Raw genomic sequence first — 17,713 nt, forward strand, 5'->3', positions numbered from 1 at the left:
GCCCCCTTCCAACTAAAAAAAGGGAACCCCTGAGTGGAGTCTCAGAAAGTTCCCTCTCACTGAATCTATACGACTCAGCTTTGATTCAGTTTAACTTACGCCGTATAACGGACTTCCTTCAGAATAGCCACACCCATGCGTTGGTTGGCAGACAGATTCATGAAATTCTGTGCTGTATCGGTATCGAAGTAACGATACACTTCTTGATCCCAGGACTTGCCTTCCACATCAATAATCAACTCATCCAGGTGAAGAATATTATGCTTCGTAACCGCGATGCAGTTATCGAATTGACCGCGGTAGCCCTCGTAAGGATGAACCACGTAGATTGGAGACAAGTGATATTTGGATGTCCATTTGGATGCCTGGAAGCCTTGAGGCTCCAGTTCCAAACCCGTATCCCCCAATTCTGGATCTTGATAAGCTTTACCTTTCGGTGGAGCTTGCGTGATAAAGGAAGGATAGTGCTGCTGGAATTCAATACCCGATTTGGTTTTCAACATCTGAAGTGTGTTGTTACCTGCAGAAGTATATTGACCGTAGTAATACGTTCCTGTTGTTGCAATTTGAGAGATATCTGGTTCTTCGATTACCGCTCCAGCTGTCAGCATTACGTTTCCGTCTACGTCATTCAGGTTGTATTTGAACGGTTTCAATGCACCTGCGTACAGGAAGGATTTTTTGTAATCAAGGAAGTTTACTGCTGGGTCAGCGACGAGAACCATCGCCAAGCGATTGTTCATGACATTCACATACATATATACAGGTTTTTCTTTATTCCGATCCGTTGGTGTATAGTTTTCCAGTGCCCATTGGTAGAGTACCGGATGTCCTGTCAGCTTGAATGTTGGACGAGTGGTAACCGGTAGTGTGGTTGGTTCACTGCCTTCGAATCCTTCAAGCAGCTGAACAGTCAACGTACTATGCTCCTCATAGGCTGGAACTGGTGCAACAACACGTGGTACCAGAGCATGATTGATGAAACTTACATAGAACTGCTTAATAATCGGAGTTGCTTGTGTTCCAATGGTCATGACTCCACGAAGAATAAGTTCCTGAATACGGTCACTACTGTCCTTTTCTTCGTAAAATACTTCCCACAGATTTTGTTCCTGAGACTCGCCTGCAGTGGATTCAAATGGGAAACTCTTAAACCCTGTAACTTCCTCTTTCAGTTTTGTCAACACGTCCTGTGAAGTGGTGATTGTTTCTACATATCTAAAATTTGCCATTATGTAATCCTCCTTATTTTATCTCTTTCAAAAATGCAATCGTAATTACATCTGGTGATGGGGAATGCTTGAATAGATTCAACGGACTCTTGATACTGAAAAACTTGTAAACCTCTGTCCATGTACCCAATGCAGGTTTGGAAGGATCTTTCAGAATTTCTGTGTCTACGATCAATTCATCGCGATTGACCAAATTATGGTCGTATATCGCAACTACACCGTCCATATAACCTCGGTATCCTTCTGCCTGATGCACAAGGTAGATTGGACTCGCGTGATACTTTCCTGTCCAGAGGGATTTCTGGAACCCATTCGTATCTACAATCAATTTCGAAAGGCCTGGGGGAAGTTTACCCACAGAAGGATAGTTCGGAAGATGCGAAATAAATGCCGGGTAATACCGCTGGAACAAGACATTACTGCGTGTCTTCAACATGGACATGGAGTCCATGCCATTTGAAGTGTACTCACCGTATTTGGCATAGATATCTGGATTAAGATCCGTGAGAATATCATTTTTCGTATAACCTGTCATATCTGTTCGCAGATCACCCATACCTACAGTGACACCAAAGTTTCCTCCATGGTCGTAATCATTGAACGGAACGATCTTGCCTATGTATCCAAAACTGCGGTAATAGCTGTGAATATTCGGTGAAGGATCACCTTCCAGAACAAGAACTACTCGATCATTGTTTACCGATAAAGTGTAAGCTACCAGGTAATCCGGTCTGCGTTTTTTGTTAGGCAACCATGACGTGGTAGAATGTCGTCCGTGGAAAAAGCGAGCTGCCGGACTTACGATCTCTGTCTTGCCGTCATAATCCAGCTTCCACTTCGTGGACGGAGGGATGAAAGGTTTAATGGCTGATGAATCATTCCATGTTAAATACATATAATGAGCCTTTAATTGGTCGATGACTGTAGGTGCCTTACCAATCGCAATAGTTGTAGGATCGCAGATCGCATCATACGTTTCGCTCTGGCTCCCTTGAGCAACTTTCCCCTCAAAACCTTCTCCATAGTAGATGTTAATGTAATTCCAGTCATGGGCTGGCTGCTCAAACATGACATAATAATCTCGAACCTGAATCCCTGTGGGAACTGTAGGAGTTGATTTCACTACTGTCTGAGCAGTTACATTGTTCAGTACATCAGCTGTATAGAATAGTTCATCAAACTTGTAAAGTTGCTTTACAGGTTCATAGTAATAATCCACAATATTACCCCAAGCCCAGTAAGGATGATATTGATAGTCGTTAACTCTTCTGGTTAAGTTGTATTGATACTTGCCTTTAGACACTAGCTTGATTGCATATGCCCAATCGGTAGGCATCTCTGTGACAATCTCAAACTGATTCCATTCATTCGATGGTTTTGTTGTGCCATCCAGGTTTCCAATCACCTGTCGTACCAGGTATGCTCTGTACCCATCCGGAACTGAATCATCTACAACAACGGTTACCAAACAACCAGGAACATCAACATATTTTGTTTCATTTGTCTGAGCATCTTTGTAATCGAATTGTACAACCTGGATTTTACGTCCTGTCTTATAATTGCCGTAAGTTTTTCCGATGTTTGCTGTGCCAGGTTGAGTCATACCTTCAGCTGATTCGTCAAAATAGGTTTGTCTTACTTCCCATAAACACCCATCCGCATCTAAGGCAGATTCTCCTGTGTAACTTTTGGCTTCGGTCCAATCCGGAATTTTGTATACTTCATATTGATTTCCATCCGAATGCGCATACATGCCAACAATGCCTTTGTGATAACTTTTACTGTAAGTCACCCACTCAGCTCCGCTAGATTCATATACCTTCTCCCAGCGATTGGCATCAATTCCGCCCTCTACTTTGGGAATATCAGCACCTACGATTTCATCGGCCAGCGTGTTAATCAATTTTTGTGCTTCCGACTCTCCGTCAATATAAGCAGCAAAGTTCGTCTGCGGTTTTTGCAGTGCCATCGTCACCCTCCTTATCTCAAAAATTTGATGTTGTACCAGACCGACTTGGCTTCAGCCACCGCGTTGAAGAAGTCAAACTTGATGGTCGTTCCCGCCGGAATCGGGTAGACAATTCCGAAACTGTTACCCATGGAAACCGACTCGGGAAGTTCCTTCGTATAGATGGTATGACATACCTTCTCCGTCCCGATCATCAGCTCCCAGTAATCGCCGACACAATAGTGGCTCGCAGCAAACGCAATGCTCAGAAACTCTGTGTCATACGCCAAGGTGAACGTATCAGACTTGGTGGTCTTCGCCGCCGGAATGTCCAACATCTGTCCCCGAATGAACGGGATCGTCTTTTTACTGAAGTGTGGGTACGGCAGCTCGCGCACTTTGTCGATGACGCCACCCGCGATGTAAGATACATTAAATGCCATGGAACCACCTCCTACATGTTATATACGACTTACGCTCGTTCCAGTTAAGCGTCCTTCGTCATCATAATTTAGACCAATATTGTAAGTGAACATCGACTCTCCACTCGGATCATATGTACGGGCCGTCACCTGCGTTAGCCTGAAATACTTGTAATACTCATAATCCGGGTGGGAATAGCCCACTCCGGAAGGAAAGTCTTCCTCATCCTCTGAGCCGAACTTCATCCAGATCGAAACCTTCCATGCCGATTCATACAAGAGGTCTGCTCCAGTCACCCTGTCCGGGTCCTGCATGTGCTCCCGATATAATGTAACAGAAGGCTCACCTTCAAGAGGAGAAACATTCGAATTGGAGATACTGCTATATTTGCGAAGCTCCCGGTGGATTAGATCCAGCACGGGAAATACAATATTTTCATTCACAATGCCGGCCATTACACCATCACTCCCTTTCTTGCCCACATCATATCAATGACCTGTAACATGCCACGGTCAACCGAATAACTGGTTTTAATACTTTTAATCGTATATACAGCTCGTGTGGTGGTCGTTTTATCCGTCACAATGACGTTGTCGAGCAGATCAAGCGCAGGATTCGCAGGTATGGATACCTGTAGCGTACGGCACATCCGTTTCATATCAAAAAAAGCTCGCTCTGCCACCTGTCTTTTGGCTTCAACCGTCTTCGCCCAAGGAACGGCCAGCACCATGGTTCGGATCTCTCCTTTGAGTTCGAGCAAAATCTCCTTGTCTACGAAACTGCTCTGACTATCATTCGAGTCGATAACAACAATGTGGCTTCTTCCTCTGGACCAATCCGTGGATTTGGTAATGGAGATCAGATTGTCATTCTCGGAAAACTCTGCCACGACCGATTTGTCATAATTCAGGCGCTCCAATCGGTATGTACCATAACGGTCACAGTAGCTTCGATACGGAATCTCCGAGATCACCTCCTGTACGGCCTCCGTAACTTTGGCTGACCATTGCTCAAACGTCCTGCCATACTCCTCAATAAATGGATTAAGCCATCCGTTCGGTGTCAGCACTGTACTTGCATCCTTAACTTCAAACTCACCTTCTTGACCTGGTACCGGGACAATGACCCTACCCGTCTTCTGGTTCACCTCAATCAGATAGGTCTCGTCAATCACGTAGTCAGGATAAGAGCGATCCTCACTGGTTGCCCTCCAACCCACCATACCTGCATGTTTAACCAGATCTAGTACAACCGTTGATTTGACCCAGGCCGGCTTTTCAAATTCTACAGGCTGAGCTGGTGTTGGTGTAACTGCGGGAGTGGAGGTTGCTGTAATGGTCCAGCTTGCTGGGTCTGCAAGCATCTCCTGATAATTGGTCCATACCTTGTCCACCCAATTCTCCCGATCCTGACTCCAGGTCATCGGAGCAATGTCTCCTCCATTGTGGAAATAAAGTACATCGGCTTTTGAAGTCACTTTTTTCCCTCTGGAAGCCAGTGCTCTGGACATCCGTTCTGCTCCGCGCTTCATCTGCTCCTGAATTCCCTTGTAAAGAGGATTGCAAGCACTTGTACTAGGGCAACCATATCCAAGAATAAAGCTGCCGTTCTCATCTTTGCCCTTACCTTGTGTTCCGAGAACGGTCTCATGCCTGCATATCGCAAGCAAAAACTTATGATCAGGTACACCATACGTCGCAGCTTGGGCCTGTGCAGCCTGAATAATGGATGATGTCCGGTCCGTGCCAACTGCTGCAGACGGCAATGGATCTGGCACATTATCAATCTCATCTACCTCTGGATAGGCTTTTTTCTCAGAAATGACTTTCTCGATAATACGCTTGTACATATCTCGAGCCGTGATCTCTAGCGTGGAGCCTTCGCCATTGATATCCACCTTGTCAATCAGTCCCGTAAATACCCGCATCATGTGCTGACCATATCCCATATATATGCGTATCGGTGTGTTTTCACTCAGAACCCCGATATGGAATCCGTTTGCGAAATAAGACCATGGAGACGGTACGCCCCCAAGCTCAGGAAAGTGAGCAGGATTATAATCGGGGGAGAAGAATCCTCTCGGATTCGAGATGGTCAGCCGTGCCTCCCGGGCTTCAGAATCAAACTGATCATCGATTTCGGCACTAATGATATTATGAAGAACCTGCGTGTCCATATAGACAAAAGACCCGACCTGAATAACATCCGTCTCTGTCCTTCTATTATTGATAAAATCTCCGTAGCTGTTCGTTTGATAATATCCTTTAGACGGATCGAGCCCTTCTTCACTCTTTTGATTCTTCAACGGAGCAGGCAACAACTCTTGTATGCGAATATAATCGATGGCGAACTTTTTATACTTCTTACTCGAAGCAGGAACAGACCCGGTTGGGATAGTGGGGTTTTGTTTGCCCCCATACGTCACCTTAATTTTGATACTCTTGGCTTTTGCAGGAACCACGATATTATTTAATTCCGTGAGTTTGGTAAGATCATATGCCCCGTTAAACTTATTGACATAGGCATACGTTTTACCATCAATCACCACAGCGAAAGAATCCCCTTCCGCTTCACTAAAATTAGTCCCCATTCCAATACTAAGCAGCCCTTGCGTCGGCATACTCAGTTTCGTTACGTTAATCTCGAATTCAGCTACAGCAGCTTTGCCTTCAAACGTATACAGCAACTTGCCTCCTGAATCAAACATAGTCCAGCCCGATTCAATCTTGGCATAATCCAAAAATTTCAATCCGGTTGTATAAACGTTTTTCTCATGCCAGTTTCGTTTGTCGAACTTCTCATTCAGTTTAATCTCTCCGGGATAACCTTCGACTTGAACCGGCTTTACATCAGTAAATGTTGTTTTCGCATTTCCGTGCAACTTGCGCTGTCCCTTGAAATACAATTCAGGATTAACTGCCTTACCACCTTCTCCAGTTCTCGTTGTTGGATTGACTCCTTCCCAAATTTCAAAATGTAGATGTCTTCCCTTGCCCGCTGCACGTTCAGCCGCGGAAACCTTATGCCCACCGGTATATACACCGCCCGTATTGCCTAGTGTTCCAATGACAGCACCTTGAGCTACTTCATCATCCACCGAACAGAGAATTTCTTTCAGATGAAAATACTTGGTGATTACACCATTGGCATGTCTTATATTTACGGCATTACCAGCACCTTCTGTTTTATTCTGGGATATTCGAACTACCTTTCCTGACCAAGCAGCCAGAATTGGCGTTCCAATCTCATCAAACAAATCGATGCCTCGATGACTTCGAGAACCGCCATCTCTGGCTGCACCAAAATTATCTGTAACTTTAATCGTGAAAAATGTTTTACCCTTAACCGGAAAAAAAATCTCCTGGGTATTCGCTTGAGTCGAACCGTTATATATACCATTACTCGACTCATCCACCCACACGGATTCTGTACTGATGATGGGTACCTGCTCGGTTACAATATGCCTGAACTCTTCCGTCCGTCCAGGGATAAATGCTAACCGATCTACTTCGACACGGATATTGGGAAGCGCCCCTTCCCCCAGCTTCAGACGCTGGGATAGCACATTCATAACCTCATCCGAAATTGGAATCATATTGTAATCTCCCCCTTACTTGAATCGCTCAATGGTCCATTTCATGAATCGGTCCAGGAAAGCTGCGGCTTCAGCCCGAGTCATAGCAGAATTTCCAAGGAACCATACCTCTGCCTGTTCTGTGCCATTTGTAGGTCTCCCCATATCTGTTACTATTGCTGCACCATCCAGCTTGTTATTGATAGGAATTCCATTAATTAGTGGATCATTGTTCGCAAATGTTTCGTCTTCCATTTCCGAGACAGCTATTTTCCAGAAGGCATCCTTGTTCTGTACGACTCTTTCCTCTTTGTCACGATAAAAAATGGCTGAATCTTTGCCGACGTCTGCGAACCTCTCGCTCACACCTTTGAGATAATAGAACGTCACTTCGTCGCCCTCTGACAAAGGTTGATTAAAAACAACCGTATGGTTGTCAATTTCCGAATAACCCGGTGTTTCTTGGACTTTATCTTTTTTTGGTTCTTTGAATTTCACTGTAACTTTAAGTTTCTTTTTACCTGCCGGATAATTGCCGTTAAGTCTAAACACCCGTTGCCCTTGAAAAGCAGAAATGGTTTGATTAAGCTCCGTCGTTGGTGCTTCCTTGTCCGTAAATCTGGCATAGAACACCTTGCGTAACTTGTTAATCAGATGAAATGCTTCTCCACGCTGTATAATGGCATTAGGAAAAAAACAATTGTTGTATGCTGGTTTGAGGGTTGTGGCTTTGATATTTTCACTCATGAACTTGTTATTCTTCGTCCAATAATTGAACTTGCAGGTAACACCGTTCAGATTAAAAGGAAGAAACACCGAGCCCCCCGGGCTGACACAATATACATCCGTTCGGTAACCAATTGCCTTTGTTGCAATTTTGGTTACCGCCTCTGCATCTCCCATGGTGTCTGCCCATACCTCGGAAGGAATACTGAGTCTGCGAAGCGGCTGGCCTGCTGCATACAGATATTCCTGATGATTACGACTAAATGGATCGTAGAAATAGGTTGTCGCTGCACTAAGTACAGCTCTGGGCAGATCTCCAGTCCAGGACACAGGTGGCCTTTTCCAAGCACTGTCCAGCAACGGTTCTCCATAACTACAAAAGGACACCACCTGACCTGCTTTCACACCGGTATACAACTCCACATCGGTTAATCCCTTACTATTGGTTTCAGCCGTTTGATAGATCGTTTGAACACCATCAATAAACACATACAGTGGATTGTCATCTGTCGGTTTAATCAGCACAGGCAGACTAAATGAGGTTTGCCCCGCTTTCCCTTTGACTTCCTCATATACAAAAGGCTTGCCTTCCTCAAACTTGTTATAGTTGATCCCGGCCACAAAGACTTCACCATCTTCCAAAACCATATTCGTGGCTTCCATAACATCGTTATAGAACCAGTCCCCTTCGTTTACATCAACCCATTTTCGTATGATAAACACCTCCTATCTTTAGAATAGACAGAAAAGAGAGTAGGTCACCCTACTCTCGAATTGTTCGTTCCAGCAGACGCTTGGTGCGCATCAGGAAAGTAACAAACTCTGCTCTGGTTATATAGTTTTCCGGTCTGAAATATAGAATTGGGGTGCCATCCAATTGTGTTACAACCGTCAGCCCCAAATCAGCCATGCGTTCAATGGAATCTCTTGCCCAGTGATCCTTCCCTTCGGTCGTCTGTAAATCCTGAAACTGTATTGCACTCTTACGGTCATATCCATCTTTTTTGATCAGGGTCATGGTCAATTCGACCTTGTACCCCTTCTGATCTTTATCCATCGTATCCTGATGGTAGAAAATAGGGTCCACTTTGATGGATTCTACTACACCAACATAGATATTGCCCTTCTCATCATAAAATTTGTGTGTCCAGCCTACGTACATGGCGTAGTCGTGATAGGATTGCTTATCTTTAAACAGGATGTTAATGATCGCCTTGTACGAAGATACGCCCATCTGATGAAAATGCGAGGGAGCATTAATCATTTTAATTTCCCTCACTTGCGGATTGGGCGAAGGTGAAGAGTACGGATCAATAATTCTTCCGTTCACTGGCTCGAACTTCATGCCTGTATCTACTAACAGCTTTCTTTTATACCGGTCATTAACTAAGCCAAACGGGTCTTGCTGAGTCATATCAGATGCCCTCCTTACCTATTTTATCTGAAGATATGATTACTTCCCATTCTCGCACCAACATTGCTTGACATTCGATTTGCAATTCCAGGACTGTTCTGCCGTAGTGTCTTGTCCAACGTAGATGTCAGTCTCTCCACATCTTTTGTGCTGCCTGTCATATTGTCGATGTTCACGTGAACCGTGACATCACCCGAGCCAACCATCACACTTTTATGTGTATTGTTCGTCGTTATGTAGTCAAAGTAATCCATAACCTTAAGACCTGCCGGAATATTGAATGTGGATACCGGTTTCTCCATTTTTTTACTGATTTCGGCCAAATTCTTAGACTGTTCCACTCCAATGGAGCTAATCTCTTTAAGCACCGTCATATACTCATCCGAGTTAACGTTGAACCCCCCGTTGTTCAGAAGGTTTTTCCATTGCAGCTTGTAATCGTTCATCTTGATATTCATCTCTTGGGCACGAGCCCTGTTCAATGCTACAACTTCCGGTGCATCTTCCTTACCACCATTGGCGGCCAGGAGATCATACATTCGTTTGTCATAGTCCATCTGTGTTAACTCCAGTTGGTCACTCATCTTGCGTTTCAACTCATCAATTTGGCTATTTTTAACACCATTCAGTTCAAGTTCTGATTGAGCCTTTTGCTGTTTCTTCTCATTAATCTCCAAGCCCAGTTCGTCTTTCTCCTTGCCTTCAGCCATCTTATCGTACGTCTTCTGTAAACTTGCGATGGCCTTATCGAAGAACTTGATATTCTCTTGCAAATATTTCTCCATTAGCGCGCGCATCTGACCAGAATCTTCGCGAACACCACTAATCAACAGACGGGATCGAGTGACTTGGTAATTGGTTTCGTTATCACTTGTCGATTTATTAAGCTGCCGATTAATCTTGGCGATCATTTCATCAATGCCATTACTCTGTGGCTGAGGCGTATAACCGTTGGCAATAGTGCCTATTCCGCCCGCAGCAGGTATGTACTGCATTTGAGGTTGAATGTATTGTATCTGCGGTTGTTGTTGTGTTTTATCCCCAGGCGGCTTCCCAGACTCTTTATCCATTTGAATCTGGGCCTCTTTTTTCTCCTGCTCATAGTTGTACACTTTAGCCAGTTTCTTCTCGACTGCATCGCCGCCATCTTCCGACCATAAAGCCTTGAATCCTTCTTTGTAATCCCCAAATTTGTTATTGGTAGCATTGTTACCAAATAGGCTGCTGATTCCTCCCTTAACAACTGCGTCCATCCCAAGGTTAAGACCTTTCCACACTTTGCCTACAAATGAAGACTGCTCCATATCTTTAAAATCCTTGGCCAGTTCCTCTTTATTCGCTGCACGAATACTCTGCTTCTCCGCTTCCGACTTCCCCATATTACTCAGTGGATCAACTAAACCGGATACCACATCTACAGCAGTCATAGCCATGCCAAGATAAGGAACGGCTTTTAGCGGTTTCAGTATGGACTTACCTAACTTACCTAGCTTCGCCAGTTTACCGGGTATTTTCTCACCCCGTGCCACTCTTTCAGCATTAATCTCACGCTGAGTGATAATCTGATTACCGGTTCCACTGCTATTCTGCTGAGTTCTAAGTACATTACCGTTTGAGTCACGAATAGGTGCATCGTTGTTAAAAAAGGCTTTGCGATTACCGGTTTCCTTCATATCCCTGAATCTTTGAATTAATCCTCTCCTCTTAGGTTTGTCCTTCTTTTTATCCGAACCGAAATCCATAACTTCCTCGATCTTTGATGTCGCCATATCCTTGATTACATCATTGATAAGATCTTGATGTCTCTCTATAAAAGGTTTGTTTGCTGAATCTTTCTTCTCGTCCTCTGTGCCAGCTCCAACGCTTCCCGCAATACCAGGAGTAACTAGCAATCCACCTGAGCCATTCATCATACTCGCGAGCTGAACCTGTTCGAGTTCTCTCAGTTTGGATATGTATGCTGTAGCATCAATCATGCCCTGTCTAAAAGAAGCATTTAACTCATTGACTTCGGTTCTCAGTGTGGAGAGAACATCATTCAATAGAGCTGACTGCTTACGTAGCTTCTGGATCTCGGATTCGTACCGTTGAACATCGGTTGAACCGTATTGAAACTCAGCGTTTAGAAAATACAACTTATTTCGTAGTTCAACCGCATCGAGGTCCATGTCATCCATCGCCATCATCAAAACTCTAGATTGGTGTTCAAGTTGCATCATTGCTCTACTCGTGTCATCCAGTTCTTGTCCTAGAAACTCAAGACTTCGCTTCGTCTTTGCGATCTGAATATCGAGAGAATGCATCTCTTCTCGCAACAGAAGAAGTTCTCGACTATACGTTTTGACTCGCTTCTCAGCTTCGTCACGTTCTTCCGCATGAACGGAAGAAGCCGTTGTATTCCCATCTTGTATAGCCTGATTGTACATTTCATGTTGATGATCTCGGTTAGTCCGAGCCTGAAGTACATCATTTTGCTTGGCTGCGGCCCTGCTTTGAATTTCTGTTTTGCGATGATCCAGAGTCTGTAAACGACTCTGCTGTCTGCTCATTTCCTGCGTTACACCAGCACGCTGCACATCCGTGACTCCAAGTCGCTCGGGAACATCGCTTCCCGTATTTCCGACTTTCCCCGGCTCTGATTTTGTAGTAGCATACTGTTTCTGATCGCCTTCATTCATCACTTCACCGAACTTGTCCCACGCAACCTGAACACCGACTTCATCCATAATTCGGTTAAGCAGTTCCATATGATCAACAATGCCACCCGTACGATCTCCAATTAACCGCATGACTGCGATAAGATAATCGCCCAGCTCGGCAAATTCCTCTTTCAACCCTTGCATCGCCTCATGTGTTGCAATCTGAAATGCGATTTCGATCTCTCGTTGTCGGAATTGAAGGTTGTCTCTACTACCGGTGCGCTGATGAATCGACGCTTCTGCATCCGCAGTCTTCAATTGTTCAGCAAGAAGATCGAACATGACTCGATTTGAAGCAAAAGCTTGCTGCGGAGCCATATCTCCGGTTGCCTGAACCGACATAGCTGCCTTACTAATCCAGTTGGCTAATGCATCCTCTTGTGCAAGCGTTCCATCAATGTTACCAGCCATCGGAAGGGTCTGACGCATCATATCCATCAAGTCCTGAATGCCGACATCCAACATCGTTGAAGCCCTGATCATCATGTCTGTGACTTGGGACAGATCAAAGCCACTGCTTCCCCGTACCGAAGTAACAGCTTCCAGACCTGTTGCCATCTGTTCTACATCTGTATTGCCCGCTGAATGCAGCTTGGCTACTTCTTCAGCAAACGCGACAGCTTCAGATGCATGATCATAATTACGAGAACCAATGCGATAGGCAAGACCTACATCTTCCTGGTCCATACCATGTTGCAGTGCAATTCGTTGCAGGTTTTTAACTGTTCCCGTTTGTGTGTATTGCCTACTATCATCCGATGTTCCAGACCATCTAAGCTCGAAATTCTGGTTGGCCCGGGTCATCTGTTGATCCATCTGTTGCGACGAGTCAAGGGATTTCTTGAGTAGTGTTGATGAATACCCCTTGGTTTCACCTGATGAAATATATTTCATCATATTCATAACGGAGTCTAACAACTCCTGTGATCCAGCTGCCGACACATCCTTCATTTCACTGAAAGCTTCACGATAAAAGTGCTCCAAATCAGTAGTCAGCGTTTCAATCATTTGCGACTGCATATCACTTCTGATTGTTTCCACACGTCTAACCAACGTGCTAACACCTGAAGGGGATCTCCCTTTCAGCGCTGCGTTTTGTCCAGTTAATTGATCCATATCCGTTAATATTTCTTGTGTTAAGGAGTGTTTCTCTCCTTGTCCTTCTGTTTCAGTCAAAAGAATCACCGCCTTTATGCATAAATCCCGTTCTACCTGCATTTAGGCAAAACGGGATGTCTCTCTCTTATCCTCCGAGCGCTTGTGCAAGCATACCGATATCATCTTCTGATATCTCAGTGTAATCCTCATCATTGAAGGTTCTTTTACGTCTGACGGTGCCATCTTCTTCGACTTCCTCGCCTCCACCGCCACCGAACATGCGGAAAGGTGCTGTCATAAGTTCAATTTCAAATTGAATATATTTCTCGGCTGACTTGCACAGCTCCGCAACCTGAGGGAGTGTGTACTCCCAAATCTCCCACTTGTTCAGCCCACAGTGTTTATGGAGGGTGAAGAAGATTTCTCCCCAGTGAACGGGTTCCTGTGTTTCCGTATCACGGATTTCGGTTCCCTCCAAAGACTCCCCCTCAGTGCGTTCTACTTTTTTAAACCATTGAGCCCTATGAGCATATCAATGACTTTGCGAGCTGTGTTCAGATCAAGATACTCATCCAGATATTCTCGATTGATGATATACTCACCGTGCTCGTCTTTGGTCACGATATGAGGATAATTTTTGAACGCCATTGCCAATACATCAAATAAATCCTGCTGCCGCTTTTCGTCCAGTTCATCATTCTCAGTCGGAATGAAGTTAAGAATAATGGCATCAATATTCACCGTCTTCAGTAACTTCATCAGACGACGGGCATCCTTCAGGTTACATGGCGGAATACGATATTTCCGTCGATCCCGCAGCGTAATAATTTCATCATCTTCAAAGAATGCACGCTCAGCAGCTTCCACTTCCTCCGGAGTAACCCGTTTGTTTTCCGGATCATCTTTGATTCGTTTCGCCGCTTCCTCATTCAGCTTTTCCGCAAGTTCACGCTCGGCTTTTTCTTGTTCTGTTTCCATGAATTTAAAGACCTCCCCAGGACATTCTCCCCCATATAATAAAGAACCTGGCAAGGCAAGGCTCTGTGAAGGGGAGGACACAGATGCCATTTGATACCTTGCCAGGAGCAATCAACCTTATTTAGATATTAGATCTTGCTTGGTGCACTAAAACGTTTAATACTGCCGATTTTTCCGTCAGCACGTTCAGGATCAAGAATCTGCAAGGAGATTGCAGATGCAGAAGCGGCAGCGCGCTGCGCATTGATGCTGAATGTTCCTTTTGCACGGCACATGTACAGCTCGGTTTCAACACCTGCATACGAACCATCTTTTTGCTGGAACGTACCGTGATGAATGACAGAGATCGGGAATGGTACTTCGTCAACCAACAGATCAACCATGTCTACAATTTCTTCACGTTTGTAGTTCAGTACAATCTCCTTGTCGATATGGGCAGCATTCAGAATGACTACACCTTCCGCTTCATCGTAGAAGAACGCATTAGGTGCCACCGCCGTTCCTTTGGTGCTGAGTTGTTTCAGCAACGTGTTGGAATCTTTGAGACGAACTGTAATACCGCCGTTCTTGTCATAGATTGTACTTGCGTATTTCGGCTTGGCTTCAGCAAATCCAGAATTGGATACACCTGCAGCCACTGTAGACTGCTCATTCAGCACCCATACATAAGACTTCACTTGTTCTTGTACCGTTGAACCCATCATCAGCTGGATCGCATCCAGATCGAATTTGGCGTCTGTTGCCGATACTTCGATCGATTTGGACTTCACCAGTACATCAATGGCGAACAGACCGTCGCCACCAAAGATGTCCTCAAGCTCCACGTTAAGGTCAATTTTCAGATCTTGCAGGGTACCCAGGGTAACTACCTCAATTTCGCCCATCGGATCTTTGGGAAGGCGTTTAGCCATAAAAGTACCTACACCTTTGATAATCATTTTTTTAGCCATTGAACAGTCCACTCCTTAGGATATTATGTATTTTTAGCTACGGAGACTTGCTTAAGTCTGTACCAGGTTAAAAGACTTCATGATCGGGAGATCCTTCTTTAACCCGTCTGGCTGTTCGCTGTCTCTGCTTTTTATAGTGTAGAACGCTATCTTCATTCCCTAACGATAATGCAAACGAAATATATTGAAGCACGAATATGCCTGTCATTGCAAAAGGAAAAGGCCTATATACGATCAAAGAAAAGACCCCTACATTAGAGGGGCCATTCTGTTTGGCAAAGCATCTATAATTTGGGCTACCTGTTCTGCTCGTTCTTTGATCTCATATTCATCGGCAGTAACCAGATGAACATGTGAGCAGTATTTGCCATGCTCATAGATTCTCTCAGGTGTAATGAAGACAACGTCAGCAACTGCTTCCATCTTGTGTTTGTGCTTCTCATATTGATCGGGATCGGTCAACGAATCGAATACGACCAGATCAGGATATGCTGTCTCGACAGAACTTGCCAGCCGACTATCGTTCACCCAGTAGATCACGCGATCACCTTGAAACAGCGTACGGACATTCTGTCCTACACGGGCCACGACAAAGTTTGGAAGCGCCGGATGAGGATACTCCAAGGCATCTACCTGATAGAATTCATCACTGGAATTGATATATATTACATTGTAGCCTACTTCCGCGAGTGCCTTTAACAGCCGCTGTGGTCGACGCCCAAATCTTTCACTATGAAAATCGATCGCAGGCAGATATACAATCGTTGTATCCGTGTTTGGGATGTATGTCGTAACATTGAACTCCGTCGTGTCAATCTTTATTTCTTCAAGTTCAATTGGCGGTGGTGTAGATTGGCTACCAAACATTCGCTTAAATATCTTTTTCATTTTTTCTGCCTCCCATGACCTGATTAATCATCTTCACTGCATCCAGTGCCCTGCCATCCCAGCTATTAGACTTTGCCACTCTTACTCGTGCTGCAATTTTGGAAGCACTATTCTCACGAATCGCTTTCTCCAACATCAATCCACAATTATGCTGATCCATAAAGTAAGTTACATCGCTGTATTTATGAACAATTTCCTCCATACGAGTCGTCAACACAGGCTTGCCCGCAGACAAGTATTCGTAATATTTGATTGGATCGCAGCCACGGATCATCTCTGTCAGCTTGAATGGAACGATACAGACATCAAATTGGGCAATGTAGGCGGGAAGCACTTTGTAATCTTTGTGCGGAAGACAAGTCACATTGGGATGCACAATATTTTTTTGATAGAGGGCATTGTTTCCAATTAGAACGACACGATAACCTTTATCTGCAATAGCGGTAATCAGTGAATAATCCACCCACGATGCCATTGCCCCATGGAAACCCACGATCTTTTGCCCATCATGAACATCGGGAAAGTCCGCCGGTTTGGGTAGAACTGCCCGTGCTTTCTCAAAATGATGAACATCTGCCCCGTTCGGGCACATAAAAATCGGTTTGCCGTCATGTTTGTGGGCTTCATACATCACCTTGGCAGTCGTAGCAATAAGATCCGCACGGTCAAAACATTTCGGGATATAGGATTTCCACACAGCAAACTCGTCAGCCGAATTATCAAGGTAATCAAATACGGTAAAATCAAACTTCCTTCCATTCGAATAATTGTACTGACCTGGATTCGAGAACCAGAGTACCTTCTTTCCTTTGACCAGGTGATCGTAGTTCACACCTTTTTGCACAAGGAACAGATCCTCATTTAACCTTTCAATCGGGCGGCTCTGCTTTCTGTACGTTTCTTCATTGATAAAGATAGCCCGTATACCTGGAATTTTGGAGAAGGCGGTCATCAATTGCTGAGGACGTTGGAACAAGAGGTTCCAGTCAAGGGCGGGCGGGTAGACAATGGTCATTTCTAAACTTTCAAAAACCGGATTTTCTCGTTTCTTTCTACGAAGCAGCCAATTGAGCAATCAACTCCACCCCTTCCGCATAGGCATGAACGGGACGCAACCGAGTATCTACAAACAGTTCAAACCCCAATCTTCGAGCTTGCTCACAGAATGGTGCATCTTCACCTGTTGGATGAGAACCATATCGAACGCCTGCTTCGATCACTTCACGCTTAATTAAATACACGGCACCTGTCAGTTCTACCGGGAACAAACCCGCTTTGAATTCAGGCATATGTTTTCCGCCGATCATGGCATTATGAGCCTTCAACTTTGGATGATTCCGTATAAGCATGGCGCATACATCCTTGTCATTATCCATTAACTGCTGCAAGCTGTGCTCCGGAATGATGATATCCGTATCAATCGAGAACAGATAATCACAGTCCGATTTCAGAAACTCATCCAGCAGCATATTTCTCAACAACGCCAGATTGTGGTAGGAATATTGCCCACGCATATGACCGTATGTTCTCCCCAAATTGTGAGTCAGATAAGGAATCTGATAATGATCAAGGATGTGCTCCGTCTGATCTTCACTATCATTCAGGATGTACATATAATGCTTCTGCACAGCTTGTTGCTCAAGTGATTGCAAGTGCCGTTCCATAATCCAAGCCCGGTTTCGCACAGGACTACCTATAAATACGTTTTTCACAGTCCATCCCCTCTCCCTTTTTACCTAGTCTAGACTGTTCCTCAATAACCTTCGCACGTTGAACAAAAAAG

The 17,713-nt window shown here is 44.7% G+C and carries 14 protein-coding genes; all 14 read right to left on the minus strand.

What is annotated here, in order from left to right:
* Positions 1-95 precede the first annotated feature (95 nt).
* The 14 genes from MHI06_RS18695 to MHI06_RS18760 all read right to left on the minus strand — a co-directional run bounded on the left by MHI06_RS18695 (position 96) and on the right by MHI06_RS18760 (position 17,642).
* Entirely contained in the window at positions 96-1,232 is a 1,137-nt protein-coding gene (locus tag MHI06_RS18695; RefSeq protein ID WP_340398729.1) for a hypothetical protein, read from the minus strand.
* 13 nt (positions 1,233-1,245) lie between these two features.
* Entirely contained in the window at positions 1,246-3,201 is a 1,956-nt protein-coding gene (locus tag MHI06_RS18700) for a hypothetical protein (RefSeq protein WP_340398730.1), read from the minus strand.
* Between the two features lie 11 nt (positions 3,202-3,212).
* Positions 3,213-3,623 carry a hypothetical protein gene (locus MHI06_RS18705; RefSeq protein WP_169482056.1) on the minus strand — a complete coding sequence of 137 codons (411 nt, stop codon included), beginning with the start codon at positions 3,621-3,623 and terminating at the stop codon, positions 3,213-3,215.
* A gap of 18 nt (positions 3,624-3,641) precedes the next feature.
* Entirely contained in the window at positions 3,642-4,058 is a 417-nt protein-coding gene (locus MHI06_RS18710; protein WP_264927603.1) for a hypothetical protein, read from the minus strand.
* Positions 4,058-7,198: a M23 family metallopeptidase gene (locus MHI06_RS18715; protein ID WP_169482054.1), complete on the minus strand. Its 3,141-nt coding sequence runs from the start codon at positions 7,196-7,198 to the stop codon at positions 4,058-4,060. Before MHI06_RS18715 ends, MHI06_RS18710 begins: the two co-directional genes overlap by 1 nt.
* Before the next feature lie 15 nt (positions 7,199-7,213).
* On the minus strand, positions 7,214-8,551 hold the full coding sequence (locus tag MHI06_RS18720) for a hypothetical protein (RefSeq protein WP_340398731.1): 1,338 nt from the start codon (positions 8,549-8,551) through the stop codon (positions 7,214-7,216).
* Between the two features lie 115 nt (positions 8,552-8,666).
* Positions 8,667-9,317, minus strand: a complete 651-nt coding sequence (locus MHI06_RS18725; protein WP_169482052.1) for an S-layer homology domain-containing protein — start codon at positions 9,315-9,317, stop codon at positions 8,667-8,669.
* A gap of 23 nt (positions 9,318-9,340) precedes the next feature.
* Positions 9,341-13,192, minus strand: coding sequence for a hypothetical protein (locus MHI06_RS18730; RefSeq protein ID WP_340398732.1), 3,852 nt, complete (start codon positions 13,190-13,192; stop codon positions 9,341-9,343).
* 67 nt (positions 13,193-13,259) lie between these two features.
* Positions 13,260-13,592, minus strand: a complete 333-nt coding sequence (locus MHI06_RS18735; RefSeq protein WP_211175732.1) for a hypothetical protein — start codon at positions 13,590-13,592, stop codon at positions 13,260-13,262.
* Between the two features lie 20 nt (positions 13,593-13,612).
* Positions 13,613-14,092, minus strand: a complete 480-nt coding sequence (locus MHI06_RS18740) for a hypothetical protein (RefSeq protein ID WP_076331342.1) — start codon at positions 14,090-14,092, stop codon at positions 13,613-13,615.
* A gap of 128 nt (positions 14,093-14,220) precedes the next feature.
* Positions 14,221-15,042, minus strand: coding sequence for a hypothetical protein (locus tag MHI06_RS18745; RefSeq protein ID WP_340398733.1), 822 nt, complete (start codon positions 15,040-15,042; stop codon positions 14,221-14,223).
* Positions 15,043-15,291: 249 nt separating this feature from the next.
* The gene (locus tag MHI06_RS18750) at positions 15,292-15,930 is read right to left on the minus strand and encodes a hypothetical protein (RefSeq protein WP_169482049.1); all 639 of its coding nucleotides are present in this window, start codon (positions 15,928-15,930) and stop codon (positions 15,292-15,294) included.
* Positions 15,914-17,005 carry a glycosyltransferase gene (locus tag MHI06_RS18755; RefSeq protein WP_340398734.1) on the minus strand — a complete coding sequence of 364 codons (1,092 nt, stop codon included), beginning with the start codon at positions 17,003-17,005 and terminating at the stop codon, positions 15,914-15,916. Before MHI06_RS18755 ends, MHI06_RS18750 begins: the two co-directional genes overlap by 17 nt.
* Positions 16,983-17,642, minus strand: a complete 660-nt coding sequence (locus MHI06_RS18760; RefSeq protein ID WP_340398735.1) for a hypothetical protein — start codon at positions 17,640-17,642, stop codon at positions 16,983-16,985. The genes MHI06_RS18755 and MHI06_RS18760 overlap by 23 nt, the downstream gene beginning before the upstream one ends.
* Positions 17,643-17,713 lie beyond the last annotated feature (71 nt).

The organism is Paenibacillus sp. FSL H8-0079 (genome assembly GCF_037991315.1).
Lineage (GTDB): Bacteria > Bacillota > Bacilli > Paenibacillales > Paenibacillaceae > Paenibacillus.

Excerpts from the sequence above, each read along its gene's own strand:
- MHI06_RS18750 (WP_169482049.1), bottom strand. The coding sequence starts at position 15,930 with ATGAAAAAGATATTTAAGCGAATGTTTGGTAGCCAATCTACACCACCG.
- MHI06_RS18695 (WP_340398729.1), bottom strand. The coding sequence starts at position 1,232 with ATGGCAAATTTTAGATATGTAGAAACAATCACCACTTCACAGGACGTG.
- MHI06_RS18700 (WP_340398730.1), bottom strand. The coding sequence starts at position 3,201 with ATGGCACTGCAAAAACCGCAGACGAACTTTGCTGCTTATATTGACGGA.
- MHI06_RS18715 (WP_169482054.1), bottom strand. The coding sequence starts at position 7,198 with ATGATTCCAATTTCGGATGAGGTTATGAATGTGCTATCCCAGCGTCTG.
- MHI06_RS18705 (WP_169482056.1), bottom strand. The coding sequence starts at position 3,623 with ATGGCATTTAATGTATCTTACATCGCGGGTGGCGTCATCGACAAAGTG.
- MHI06_RS18745 (WP_340398733.1), bottom strand. The coding sequence starts at position 15,042 with ATGGCTAAAAAAATGATTATCAAAGGTGTAGGTACTTTTATGGCTAAA.
- MHI06_RS18720 (WP_340398731.1), bottom strand. The coding sequence starts at position 8,551 with ATGGTTTTGGAAGATGGTGAAGTCTTTGTGGCCGGGATCAACTATAAC.
- MHI06_RS18710 (WP_264927603.1), bottom strand. The coding sequence starts at position 4,058 with ATGGCCGGCATTGTGAATGAAAATATTGTATTTCCCGTGCTGGATCTA.
- MHI06_RS18740 (WP_076331342.1), bottom strand. The coding sequence starts at position 14,092 with ATGGAAACAGAACAAGAAAAAGCCGAGCGTGAACTTGCGGAAAAGCTG.
- MHI06_RS18725 (WP_169482052.1), bottom strand. The coding sequence starts at position 9,317 with ATGACTCAGCAAGACCCGTTTGGCTTAGTTAATGACCGGTATAAAAGA.